The organism is Flavobacterium branchiicola (assembly GCF_018383905.1).
Taxonomy (GTDB): Bacteria; Bacteroidota; Bacteroidia; order Flavobacteriales; family Flavobacteriaceae; genus Flavobacterium; species Flavobacterium branchiicola.
In genome coordinates, this window is sequence record NZ_JAGYWA010000002.1 from 791,891 (window position 1) to 805,781 (window position 13,891).

A 13,891-nucleotide genomic window follows, 5' to 3' on the forward strand; every position below is an offset into this window, starting at 1 on the left:
TTATATAATTATAATTAAAATTGAGTTACTAATTTGATATTAAATGATCTTCCTGGTTTTTGTACACCAAAAAAGTCATAGTTTTTTTCGTCACTTAAGTTTTGTATTTCTCCTGTTATGGCATATCTAAGTCCATTTATGCTATTGTGATACGTTGTTCCGAAATCAAAAATTTGCTGACTTGGAATAACAAATGGATTTACAGAAGCGCTTTCCCAACTTCTAAAAAATTCATGTACATATCTGGCATCAAGAAAAAGGGATAATTTGTCTGACTTGCCAATTATGTTGTGGAAAGAATAATTAGCGCCTCCGTTAGCAAAAAAATAAGGCTGATTTGGTACTCTGTCTCCTTTATAGGCTGCAAATATTCCTTCGTCTGAGTCATTGTAAAAGTGCTGATAAGTACTGTTTGCGGTAAAGGAAAGATTACCATTTTTTGAAGTCCAGCTACCGGAAAGTTCAACTCCTTTTGAAGTGGCAGCAAATACATTCTGATACATGTTATTGCGATCTACACTTGGAACAAATAAAATTTGATTGTCTATTTTTCTTAAGAAAACATTCGACTGAATCTGCCAACTGCTCGTTTCATAATTAGCTTTAGACTTGAAAAAAAGCTCCAAATTAACATTATGACTGCGTTCTGGTTTTAAATTCAGATTACCTTGTACAAATTGGCCATCTCCGAATAATTCGTCAGTTTGCGGTAAACGGGTAGCATATTCATAGGTTAACCTTGTCGAAAATTGTTCATTAAATTTATAACGAAACCCATTTCCTAAACCAAAATAGTTCACACTTCTGCTTTCTTTTACGACTGTATTGTTAGAAGGTATTTTCTCTTCTGAACTGATTTTTTGCAAATAGTTTTTAACAAAAAATACATCTTCTAATTTTTCATCGAGTGCATTAATTTTAAAGTCGGCACCATTAACCCATGTAAACAATTCTCTTACGGCGCTGGCCGGATCATAACCAGTGATAAGTCTGTCGTCTCCGGTTTGTTTGGAGTAAGTAGGTGCTGAGGTAAAACTTACAGCATATTGATCATTGATTTTCCATGAAGCTTTCAGACGCGAAAAAACATCATTATTCCAGGTATACGTATCACTTGGTCCGGTAGATTCTGAAATTTCTCCGCTAACATTTCCTGCAGAACCCTCAATACGTTCGCCATACCAATTGTAAACATAATCAGATACATCTCTAAATTGACGTTCGCGGTAATTGTATCCAGAAATAACATCTAACATAAAGTTTTCACCAAAGGTATTGCGATAGGTAAGTACAGTTCCGGCTGATTTTCGATACGTCATAACTTCTCCGTAAGGAACACCAACCATTAATTGATTATGCTGAATTTCTTTTGTATAATCGGTATAAAATCCTTCGATGCTTAATTCCTTAGCCCAAATTCTGTCTTTAAATCCTGTTATTAACTGCGCTCCGTAACCTTGGTACGCATCATGAAATCTTGGTACTGTTACTTCTTTTATCTTGCCGGCATCATCTGCTACATCAACATCTACTTTATAGTTGTTTTGAGAGCTGTCGTAAAATCCGCTTCCTTTTATAAAAAATCCGGTCTTTTCATTATAATCCGTAAGTATAAGTGATGTTCTGTAGGTTCCAAAAGATCCTGCCTGACCAGAAAATGATCCGCTGAAGCCCGGTTTTATTTTCGGAGTGATTAAGTTGACAGCACCTCCAAGTGCATCGGCTCCAAATTCTATAGGAACCACGCCTTTATAAAACTCAACACGATCAATTAAATTAACCGGAACTGTTGAAACTCCAAAAGTGTAACCGTGATATTCTAAAGGAATTCCCTCTAAGAAAAAACGAATTTGATTTCCTGTCAGTCCATTCATTGAAAAATTGGTTCGGGAACCCAAACCGCCACTACGTCTTACATTTATACCCTGCGTTTGAGCAAGTACTTCACCCAAATCGGCAGTTTGAAATTTAGCTTCGCGCATTTCTATTACAGAAACGGCTTGCGCTGTTTCCTCTTTTTTTCGTTTTTCAGATACACCTTTTACAACTACGTCATTTAATTTCTCTGCATCATCCGATGTTTTATCCACTTTTTCTAAAGTTATGGTAACCGAAGTAGTTGCAGTGTTTTTTAAAACTATTGTGTGCTTCTTTGAAATATAACCCTCTGAACTAACTTCAAGTGTATAACGGCCATTTTCAAGATTTTCTATTTGATAAAATCCACCAGAATTTGTTTTGACGTTTATTTCTGTGTTTAAAAGCAGAATGTTAACTCCTGCCAGCGGATTTCCCTGTTCATCATTTACTTTACCAGAGATTGTGTTTTGTGCCATTAAAAATGTCGACGAGAACATAAAGAGCAATATTATTTTCAGCTTCATGAAATATACTTAGAATTATATATTATTTTTATTTGTTCTAAATAAAAGCTCAAAAGTATGAAATTATCTATTAATAATATCCTAATCGCAAAAAAAATATATTAAAATTTAATTTAGAGCTTCAATAACTTTTGATTTTTTGCTCTTTTTTCTGAAGAAATCGATGAGTATCTGAACCGAAAAGGTTAATATAATATACATTGCTATAAGTGCCAGTACAGTTGTTATTCCGTTTTCTCTAAAACCGAAAATGCCTTTACCCCAAGAAATTAATATCCATTGTGTCATATACATCGACGTTAGGTTCTTACTGCAATATTTTAGAAGTTTTGTAAATTTATTTTCTTTGATATTTATGGATATTTTAAAAAGGATCCATAGGAAAATTAATGTCCAGCCTGCGAAATAAACAACACCGCCCGGCCCCATGTGGTAAAAACCATTGTAATTATAAGCTCCGTAAATAAAAACTAAAGGTGCGCCCAGAGCAACAAACAAAAAGCCGATATACAGCATGTTTTTAAACAATTGCGGTCTGTTATAATTAAGTTCCTGATACCATTTGCCAAAAAACATTCCAATGATAATAAATGACATCCATGGAAAAACAGGGAAATAAACGTATGCCGGATAATCATTGCTGAAAAGAAGATCTAAGACATAATTAACTACCGGAAAATCCAGATTGATTCCGCTGACTTCTCTGGAAACTGCTGCTATTGACAATCCGATGGCTAAAATTCCGTATTTATTTGTGACATATTTTCTAATAAAACCAATGAACAGCAAAGACATTCCTGCTAACTGAAGTATATCGCCCAATAACATCAAATACATATACTGCTGCTCGATTGGTCCGTGCCAGCCATATCTTTGTATGAAATTATGAGGTGCAAAACCAAAAATTACCGGAAAAATGAACTTTAAAAAATTCATTGAAAGTGCAGCTACTAAGAGTAGCAAACCACGTGTTAGTGAACTTTTAAGACTTTGATGACGAGAAGTCATAAAGGTTAATCCCATGCAGATTAGAAAAATTGAAGTTCCTCTGCCTAAAAAAACAATAAAAAGGCCAATAGCGCTTTCCGACTGTGATTTTACATCTGCAAACGTTAGCAGTGTATGTATGATGATCATTCCAATAACACTCATTCCTTTTATCAGATCCAGTGCTTCAATTCTTTTACTTTGCTGTTCCATAGTTTTTAAAATCTATTTATTAAATATTTGAAATTAAGCTATAACCGTTTTTACAGCTACGACCGAATTTTCGTTTTCGTTGATGTTTCTAATTATGGTTGGATAATCTACTTTACCATTAACAGTCAGAGGCACGTGGTCGAAATAATAGTTTTTTATTGAACTGGCATGCAATCCCAGTTTTTCCTTAATTACCTTGGTTATTGTTTCGCGCAATAAAGATTTATCCTGATGAATGACTCCGAGATATTTGTCCTGAATACTGATACAGATAAAGGTTTGTCCGCCCAATTCATTTTTTAGTAAAACTTCGACTTCATCAAGGTTTAAACGGACTCCGAATAATTTCATAATACGTTTAATACGTCCTTTTATATGATAATAACCCAATTCATCCTGTTCTGCCAAATCTCCTGTATAAAGTTTATCAGTATGATTGTAATCCTGTAAATCAAAAATGTTATTGGCATAACCTCCGGAAACATTAGGACCGTAATAAATAAGTTCTCCTGTGGTTTCATCAATTTCAAATCTTCCATTTTTCACGGGAAATCCTATTGAGGTTCCTTTGGTCTGAAAATCGTTTGGCGGTAAAAAAGCCATTCTGCCGCTGGCTTCCGTTTGCCCATATTGTGCGAAAAACTGTTTGTTGTAACTATGGGTGTAATTTGAAATGACGTTTGCCAGTTCCTGATTCAGCATTCCTCCTGTATGGGTGAAATAACGTACAGAAGGCGTGTCTTTTTTAAAGAAACCAAAACGATGCAGCAACTCATAAAAATAAGGAACGCCGCTTAGTGTCGAAAAACCATATTCAGTCAGATCTGACCAGAATTCTTTTTGAAGTACATCTCTGTCAGTACATACAATGGTTTTTGCTTTTATGCAGTTTGTTGTAAAAATCGAAAAACCATACACAAAATTAATAGGTACATTTAACGGAACAACATCGTGTTCCGTTATTGGCATGTACTCCATTATAGATAAAGCATTCTGAACCAGATTATCATCTGAAATCTTAACAAATTTAGGTGAGCCGGTGGTTCCCGATGTACTCATTAAAAGCTTAACATCACCATGAATAGGGTAGAGCTGAATTTTACTTCTTTTAAATACAGAAATATCTTTAGACACCTGTTTTAAATCATAGTCTTCAACTTCAGTTCTTGACGGATCGAAGATATAGGCAGGTTTGTATTCGTTTTCCAGGTTTTGTTTAAAATCAGGATGTAAACCTGCATTAAGCAAAGCCACTGTGTACTTTTTTTGATAAAAATTCAAAAACGTTTCAATTGCCGGCAGCTGATTGTCATTATAAATAAAAACGACGGCGCGCAAATCTTCAATAGCTAAAGATTCATGTATATCGTTAAACGTTTTAACAACCTTGGTTTTTGCATCTATAAAATTTAATTTTTTATTTTTTTGAATTAAATCATAAAGTCCCATACTTTTTTCTTTTGGAATTATTGGATTTCTACACCGTTTTTCTTCAGTATCGCCTTTATTTTATCGATGTTTCCCATTTCCAGAATATCTTCCATAGGAATGGCAACATCATAAAAACGCTCTAGTTCCTCAACCAAAAGCAAATGGCTCATAGAATCCCATTCTACAATACCCTGATATTCTAAATCCGGTGTAATTGATTCTACTGGTATTTCGAATGCAGTTGCAAATACTTGATGTAATTCTTGTGTTGTACTCATAATAATTTTATTTAAATTGGTTTATATTATTTATTTTAAACTTTAGCCAGCTTCCATTTTCCTGTTCTGAATATTGTGATACAGCCAAAAGCCAATACAAGCTCTGAAAGTAATATCGCGGCAAAAATGCCTTTTGGACCAAAACCCAAGGCTACTCCAAAGACATAAGAAAGCGGTATTTGTATCACATAAAACATGAGAATATAAAGCAGGGTTACGATCATGACTTTTCCGGCAGCATTAAGTGCTCTGGAAATAACCATTGTGTAGCCCAGTAATACATAGGCGATTGAAATAATGTGAATGTAAGTTGTGCTGTTATCGATCACTTCGGGTACATCAGAAAAGATTCTGACAACAGGATCGGCCATAAAAATCCATCCAATTGAAACTGAAATCAAAAAGCACATATTAATCATGCCTGCTCTCCAGACTGATTTTTCGGCTCTTTCGGGCTGTTGAGCACCTAGATTTTGTCCGGTTAAAATTCCGGCAGCGTTTCCTATTCCCCAAGCTGGTGTAGTCACTATCGATGCAACGCGTTGTGCTATTATGTAACCTGCGAGGGCATTGCCTCCAAAATGAGAAACAATTTTGATCATAAACAGCCAGCTCGATGCGGGAATCAGATACTGTAACATACCTCCAAAAGTAAGTCTCATTACTTTTTGAAAAGTTTCACGGTGAAGTGCCAGTTGTTCTTTTCCTATTTGAATAATGGTTGTTCCTTTAATCAAATGAAAAGCCTGATAGCAGACTCCTATAAAACGGGCAACAGCTGTAGCGGTACCAACTCCTAATAATCCGTAGGCAGGTATTGGTCCCCATCCAAAAATAAGAAGAGGACACAAGATTATATTTAAGGCATTAGATAGCCATAATGTACGCATCGCCATAGAGGCATAACCGGCACCACGAAGAATACCGTTTAACGCAATGCGGATAATAATAAACCCGCAGCTGGCAAACATGACTTTGGCATACAAACTGCCTTGTTTTATACTGGCTGGAGAAAGCCCCACAAGTTCCAGTATTTCATCACTCCATATAAAACAAATGATGCTTATTAGTATACCACAGATTACGCTTATGTTTATTACCTGTCCGGCTGTGATGCTTGCATCCTTAAAGTTCTGCTCACCAACGCGCCGTGCAATTAAAGTCGAAGCAGCAATGCTTAAACCAATTGAAACCGAATACGAAAAGCTGATAACAGATTCTGTAGAACCCACAATAGAAACTGCCGCGGCACCAAGTTTACTCACAAAAAACAAACTGGCACAAACAAAAACAGATTCCATTACGAGTTCTAAAACCATAGGAACGGCAAGCAATACAATTGCTCTGTTAATACTGCCTGAAGTGAATTTTTTCTCTCGGCCTAATACCGCGGTTATAAACAAATCAGTATAGGATTGAAGCCGTAATACAACTACTTTCATGATTGGTGCTGTATTGTTTCGCTAATCTCTGTAAACTCGTTCATTTCATATTGTCTGATTACATAGAGCGGATTAGGAAGTTTACTTCCTTTTTTCGGTACGGCAAAACCAGTTTGTTCAGCATATCCATTATTAAGCAGTTTTAAGCTGTTGATATAAAATCGTTTAAACTCAGGCTCAAAAAGATTGTACTTTTCAAAACGGTCTGTCAAATGCGGATTAGCTTGTTGATATTCCTCAATCGATCCTATTACGGTTTTCCAAAAAAGATGTTCATCATAATCCATGTGCGTATGCAGAATATCGGATAGATATCTAAAAAAGGCATCAAAAACACCAATCAAAATAAATAAAGGCGTATTCTCTTTATTAGAAGATTGAATAAGTCCGTCTTTAAGATCATCCGGTAATTTTGATTTGGCTTCTTCTGTCAAAACAATATCATCAACAAAATCTTTTATGATAATACGCTGTGGTATTCCGTTTTTCATGACCAAAATAATGTTCTCGCCATGAGGAGTTACGCATAAAGAATGCTGATAATAGATGTGAAGCAGAGGTTTTAAATAGGCTTCTAAATATTGCTCAAGCCACTTTTGAGTGCTTAATCCAGAGACGTTTATCAATTCCTGCAGAAAAGGACAGCCATTGTCATCAATATATAATAAAGAGGCCATCGTCATTAGGTTTTCTTCAGGTTTGCGATATTTCTCTGCGCTTTCTCTCCATAATGCACCCAACATTTCGCGATAATGATACGGACTGTCGGTTATTGCATTGTATTGCGGATGACGATACGAAACCGTTGCAACTTCGCCTAAAAGCACCACTTCTTTTTCCTCAAAATATGAATCTTTATCCAGCATTTCTTTTACCCATTTTGTCACTCTTGGCGCAATGTCCATTTGTTTTGGGGAAAGTCCGCGGATATTTCCTGTACTCAAAATAGAGATGGCCGTTTTTACATAATGTTTGGAAGGATGACTTAAATTGAAAAAAGTTCTAATGCTTTGTTGAGGCGAATATACATCGTCGCTTTTGCCCAAAATCACTAAATATTGGTTCGCAAGATCCTGATGAAACTGTAATAAGATTTTATTGTTTAACTGCCATGGATGCACGGGAATAAAAACGTAATCTTCAACCACAAGATTCAAATCACGAAGCTTTTCCTGAAATCTTTTATAAACTTCAACGCCTAATTCTTCGGCATAAAAATCATTAAAATGAATCGTTTCCAAAGCATTAAATGCCGCTCTTTTTTTATGCGCAGCAAGCCAGTATAAATCGGTATTCTTGTTGGCTTCGGGAGCGTAATTGTGATACTCGCTGTTGTTGAAACCAACACGTCCTTTATTGGCAATAACCCACGGATGACCTTCCATTTGATGCTCGATAGTCTGATAATCAGCTTTTGTTAACTCAGCAGCACTTAACTTTTCGCGGGTGTACAAATGTGCATCGGCATATAAGGTATTCAGAAGTTCTTCAGTATATTTTGCGAGTGTAAAAGAATCTATGCCAAAGGTTTTTTGTAATTCCATAAAAAAGCAAAGAACATCTTTAGCGGAAGCGGCAACACCGTTTTCCCATCTTTGGATACTTTCCTTTTCGATATGCCAATACTCTAAAAGTCTAGGAGAAGCTGAAAACGTATAATATACCTCCGTAAGATCAGTTGTTAGTTTAAAATGTGTAAGACCATCTTTACTGCCCGTAATGGTAGGTTTGGCAACATCTTCATGCATTAATTCGGCTAAACTCTTAGCTAACAAATTAAGGTTTACTTTTTCCCAGACCTGAACGGTAAAAACTTCTAAGTGTGGTATTGTTTCTATATTCATTTTAGAGGTGTGTTAAATACTAATTTCTTCCGCTTTTTCTGCAACAATCCCCGACAGGTCAAAATCCTGAAAAGCAATTCTCTTTTCTAATTTGTATACTTCGCGTTTCGCCACTTCGTTAATGATATAGGAATTACGATAAGCGCCCATGCCTAAATCTGATGAAATGTAGCTGTGTGTATGAATTTCTGCGTTTTGCACAAAAATTTCACTGCCGTTAGTATCGATGCTGTAGTTTCTTTTTACATCGTAACTGCCTGTTGAGGTTCTGCTAATGCGGTGCTGAATATCTTTAAGAAATTGAGGTTCCTGATAATGATATCCGGTTCCTAAGATCACATAATCAGCTTGGTCAGTAAACTTTTTCTGCTGTTCGATTTGCTCCAGATGTAGTTCATAGTTGTTGTGAATTCCAGAAGTAATATCATCCAATTGAATGTTCGGTCTGATTTTTACACCAACATCTTCGTTATCTACGCTGAGTGCATATAGATGATCATAAATCTCATTCAGCAAATCAAAGTTGACTCCTTTAAATTGTGATTTCTGACGATCCAGCATGACTTTTCGGGTCGAAGATGGCATTTGATGAAAATAATCGATATAATCCGGCGATGTATGCTCTAGAATAAGTTTAGAATATTCCATCGCAAAAAAGCGATCGGGGCGCGAATACCAATTCAGTTTTAGGTTTTTAGGTCTGTTTTGAAGCAGATCAAAGAATACTTCGGCAGCACTTTGTCCGGAACCAATTACGGTAACAGTATTCTGCTCTAATATTTCTTCTTTTCTAAAAAGATAGCTTGACGTATGACAAACTTTTTCCATTTCTTTTAAATCAACAAAGTCAGGAAGTATAGGCACAGTACCCGTTCCTAATACTAATTTTTCGCAATAGTAAATTTTAGTCTGATCTTCATCTTTATGAAATACATGTAATTCATAAAGACCATCTTTATAATAAATTTCTCTTACGCTGGATGAAAAACGGCAGTTTTGCAGCTGTTTAATAACCCATTGGCAGTATAAATTGTACTCTTTGCGGAGTACAAAGAAATTTTCGCGGATAAAAAATTTATACAAGCGATCTGTCTTTTTAAGGAAATTTAAAAAACTAAACTTGCTTGTAGGATCAGCCATTGAAACACAATCACATAAAAAAGGAGTCTGCAATGTAACATGGTCAAAAAGCAAACCCGGATGCCAGTTAAACTGCTCTTTTTGATCAAAGAAAAGTGACGAAACGTCTTCAACCGGTTCTAACAAAGCGGCTAAACCTAAATTAAAAGGTCCAATACCGATGCCTATTAATGAATATACTTTACGATCTTCCATATTATTGGTTTATAAGATTATGTTCTGCTTCTGCGTTTATGTTAATGTCTTTATTCTGAGGGAATTTTTCCCAATACCATTCGCGATAGCAGAAATTAAGATTAGAGGTTTTATGCGGCATTTCGATGACTTTATCGATTTTAAAGCCATGAAAAGCTTTGTTCATCATCGAAGCTCTGGAATTAACAGAACCTTCACCAACCATTCTTCCCACTTCAGACTGAGCAAATACATAATCGATCATACATTGTGTTGATGGAGAGACAAATTTCTGCTTCGGATCTGTCGGTGCAATAAATTGATGCGTTCCATAATCAGTAGGCAGAACATCATAATAATCACCCAATACATCACGGGTTGGCCAGTATACTTCGATATTAAAAGTCGGTTCTCCGTTTGCCATTCCTATGTAGCTGTACAAACCGTCACTCGGAAGCAGGGTTCTGTAATACGTTTCCAATTCGCGCAAAGGCCAGTCCATTTTCCAATTCGCTTTGGCATGATCACGATGAAACCATTCATGCAGCATTTCAAGATCATTTTCTATATCAACAGGACGCAGACTAATTGTTACATCTTCTTTTGGGAAATAACGGTTGTAGACCAATTCTTTTCCTTTTGGATTTATCAATTGCTCTGAAAAGAAGCGTTTGTGTAAAACATTTGGGAAGTTGATACGCGTAACACCGGCAGGATTACCACCGCAGTCAATATCATTAAGTGCCGTAAGTAAGTTGCCTTTAACTTTCCAATGTCTGCTTTCCAGAATAAACGTAATCAGACCGCTTTCGTCTTCTTTTTGTAAATCTTCTAAAGTGTCATATAAAATGTTTAGGAGATTTTTTTCATCTGCAAGCTGGCTCGTGCCAAAAGTATTTACCACTGCCAGTATATTACCCACCCAGAAATAATGAAGCAATAAATTATACAAACGATCATCCGGGATAAACATTTTTCCATTTTCAGCTAAACCTGGAACGATCTCATTTAGCTGTTCTTCAAAAGATTTTCTAAATAAAAAACTTTGATTATCACGAAAAAATAGTTTTTCTGGCATAAACGCCGCATCCAACTGAACAAGTGTATTTTGTTGATGCCACTCGCAGAACATTCCCTGCTCATTGAACATTTTAACTACACCATCAACGATAATGTCGATATATTTTTTAAACCAAAGTTCACTGGTTTTTTCCAGAGATAATCCCGTTTGTTCAGAAGCTTTTTGAATGATGTTCTGCATTCTCGAAGCTTCTCCCAATATACTGTCCTGACATAGAGAAGCCAATAAACAGACATTATTTTCCTTTTCGCCTGAAGCAATTTTAAACGGATTGTAACGCACACTTGTAGAAAAACTGTCCAATACACTTCCGTTATACGATACCGATATAAAACCCGGATCGCAGATCAATTCAATATCAGGATACGTTTTCCTAACATTTTCTCCCCAGGCAGTTTGCATTAAGCGCGATACTTCATAACCTCTGTAAAGTTCATGATAATGATTAATGCGTTCTGCTCCTGTAATTTTTACATGAAGCGAAAACTTATACATATAATCATTTTCCTTATTGTATACCGTTCTTACCGATGAGGTTGCTGTAAATTCTTTTCCAAATTCGCCTAAATCGATCAGCAGGTTTTCTTTTACCAGCGTATCAAATATGGTTTGGGATCTAAAATGAGCAGCTTCCCACGGATGAACCGGAATCACTTTCCAATTAGGATATTTCTCCAGTAAATCGTGTACTTTTTTATCTCCGTTACTTTCTTCTAATACTGTTGCTTTTGCAAAATCAGAAGGTAAAATAGCATCTACAGATTTTTCTGTAACCAAATCAGGGTGCACTAAAAAATAATACAACTGAAATTGACCGCCAGTTTCAGGTGCATATTTTAAAACTTCAGATTCCGTAAATCCTTCGCGTCCTTTGGTAAGCGGATGCAGTAAATGACCTGCCGGAAATAATTGTTCGGCTTCAATAAAAGTCATTTCAGGTTTATTAAACTGCTGACCTGAAGTTTGAAAATGCTCTAAAAACTGCGCTATTTTCTCAGTACTCAGCTGCATTCTTTTCTTTACATTTTTAGAATCTGCCAGCGGATATTGCTGTCTTACATGAGTTGTAATTAATTCTAAAAGACGGTCAGCATCTATTTCTTTTATAGTATCAGTAGTAAGATCACGTTCCATCATCGGAAAGTCATACAAATGTCTGAAGGTTTCAGATCTGTAACGTATGGGTGCATAGACTTCAACCTGATCAACCTGAAAATCCAGTTTTAGATGAAGTTTATGATTGTACTTTGACATATACGATTTTAGTACAGGATCATATTTAGGAACCCCTTCATAAAAACTACTGTTGCCTAGCTCACGCACGCAGCAATTGAGTAAAATTGTAAATGTTATATCGACTGCTTCCTGAGCAATCTCTTTACGAGAAGATGTATTCATTTCCGTGTTTTTTTATAATTGAAAGGATATTATTGATGTGTGCTGTAGTCGTTAGTGGATTCAAAATGGTGAACTTCAGGTAAAAAATGCCGTTTACTTTTGTACTTGCCACTAAAACTTCACCATTAAAAAACATTTTCTTTTTGATGTGTAAGTTCATTTTGCAAGTGTCTCCAGGCCAGCCGTCTAGTTTATATCTAAAAACCAAAACACTTAAATCAGAATCGGTTAAGAGTTCAAAATCGTTGTCGTTTTCTAATATTTCAGCCGTTTGTTTGGTAGTTTCAATAATGGTATCTGTGTATTGCCCCAATTTAGTTCTGCCCATATAACGCAGTGTACACCATAGTTTTAAAGCATCAAAACGACGTGTACTTTGTACAAGGGATTTATTAATTTGCGCCGGAAGTTCATCATAATCCTGCTCTTTAGGATTTAAATAATCAGCGTGATGTTTTATAATATGAAGATGCTGTTTGTTTCTCACCATAAAAGCACTGCTGCAAATAGGCTGAAAGAAAGATTTATGATAATCAATTGTAACAGAATCAGCTTGTTCGATGCCGTTTAGCAGATGCTTGTATTTATCTGTCAGCAATAATCCACAGCCATAAGCAGCATCCACATGCATCCATAATTCATGTTTTTTTGCAAGAACTGCAATTTCTGATAATGGGTCGATATTACCGAAATCGGTCGTTCCTGCCGTAGCCACAATAGCAATCGGAATATTGCCTTTTTCCTTTTCTTCAATAATGGCTTGTTTTAGTTTTTCAGCATCCATTCGGTAACGGCTGTCGGTAACAACCTGAACAATAGATTGCTCGCCAAGCCCGAGAATAGAAGCATTTTTTTGATTACTGAAATGAGATTTCTCCGAAACAAAAATTCGGAACTTACTAGAATCCGGAGGACAGCCATTTAGTTTGATATTCCAATTCAGATATTTTAAAGCAAAATAATCTCTTGCCAGAAGCAGCCCCATCAGGTTACTCTGTGAGCCTCCGCCTGTAAAAATACCGTCACAATCGGTGTTATATCCAATTTGTTCACCCGTCCAGGCAATCAATTTTCTTTCTATAAATGTTCCTCCGGCGCTTTGATCATACGTATCCTGAGACGAATTAATAGCGCTTATCAGCACATCGGCAGCTAAAGCCGGAATCACAACAGGACAGTTCAAATGGGCAATATATTCCGGTAAATGATAGGCAGTTGCATGGTTGACATAAATCTCATCTATTTCATCCCAAAGGCTTTCATAATCTTTAAGCGGCTGATCTAAGTTTACAGCTTCTACTTTATTTTTTATTTCCTCAGGTTTAATACCGCTAAATGGAATTTTGGTGTTTTCAAGAAAACCAGACACACGTTTTTGTACTAGTGCTATTGCGTTTGTATATTCCGCCTCTGAATTTTCATGGAAAATATCCTGATAAAAATTGTCGACGGAGCTTTTAACTAAGACATCCTGGTCATTGTCTAATAGGTTTTGCATAATGATAAATTTTAGAATTGA

General features: G+C 36.1%; 9 protein-coding genes. All 9 read right to left on the bottom strand.

From position 1 onward, the window contains the following. Positions 1 to 14 precede the first annotated feature (14 nt). Complete coding sequence (locus KHA98_RS06895; protein ID WP_213256611.1) at positions 15 to 2,384, bottom strand: TonB-dependent receptor; 2,370 nt, start codon at positions 2,382 to 2,384, stop codon at positions 15 to 17. A gap of 108 nt (positions 2,385 to 2,492) precedes the next feature. Further along, positions 2,493 to 3,584, bottom strand: a complete 1,092-nt coding sequence (locus KHA98_RS06900) for a heparan-alpha-glucosaminide N-acetyltransferase domain-containing protein (protein WP_213256613.1) — start codon at positions 3,582 to 3,584, stop codon at positions 2,493 to 2,495. Between the two features lie 33 nt (positions 3,585 to 3,617). Next, on the bottom strand, positions 3,618 to 5,033 hold the full coding sequence (locus KHA98_RS06905; RefSeq protein WP_213256614.1) for an AMP-binding protein: 1,416 nt from the start codon (positions 5,031 to 5,033) through the stop codon (positions 3,618 to 3,620). 17 nt (positions 5,034 to 5,050) lie between these two features. Further along, positions 5,051 to 5,293: an acyl carrier protein gene (locus tag KHA98_RS06910; RefSeq protein WP_213256615.1), complete on the bottom strand. Its 243-nt coding sequence runs from the start codon at positions 5,291 to 5,293 to the stop codon at positions 5,051 to 5,053. Between the two features lie 35 nt (positions 5,294 to 5,328). Continuing rightward, positions 5,329 to 6,735 carry an MATE family efflux transporter gene (locus tag KHA98_RS06915; RefSeq protein ID WP_213256616.1) on the bottom strand — a complete coding sequence of 469 codons (1,407 nt, stop codon included), beginning with the start codon at positions 6,733 to 6,735 and terminating at the stop codon, positions 5,329 to 5,331. Next, positions 6,732 to 8,579: an IucA/IucC family protein gene (locus KHA98_RS06920; protein WP_213256617.1), complete on the bottom strand. Its 1,848-nt coding sequence runs from the start codon at positions 8,577 to 8,579 to the stop codon at positions 6,732 to 6,734. Before KHA98_RS06920 ends, KHA98_RS06915 begins: the two co-directional genes overlap by 4 nt. A gap of 12 nt (positions 8,580 to 8,591) precedes the next feature. After that, positions 8,592 to 9,914, bottom strand: coding sequence for a lysine N(6)-hydroxylase/L-ornithine N(5)-oxygenase family protein (locus KHA98_RS06925; RefSeq protein WP_213256618.1), 1,323 nt, complete (start codon positions 9,912 to 9,914; stop codon positions 8,592 to 8,594). A gap of 1 nt (position 9,915) precedes the next feature. Next, positions 9,916 to 12,372 carry a GNAT family N-acetyltransferase gene (locus tag KHA98_RS06930; RefSeq protein ID WP_213256619.1) on the bottom strand — a complete coding sequence of 819 codons (2,457 nt, stop codon included), beginning with the start codon at positions 12,370 to 12,372 and terminating at the stop codon, positions 9,916 to 9,918. Further along, positions 12,353 to 13,870, bottom strand: coding sequence for a pyridoxal phosphate-dependent decarboxylase family protein (locus KHA98_RS06935; RefSeq protein ID WP_213256621.1), 1,518 nt, complete (start codon positions 13,868 to 13,870; stop codon positions 12,353 to 12,355). Before KHA98_RS06935 ends, KHA98_RS06930 begins: the two co-directional genes overlap by 20 nt. Positions 13,871 to 13,891: the final 21 nt, after the last annotated feature.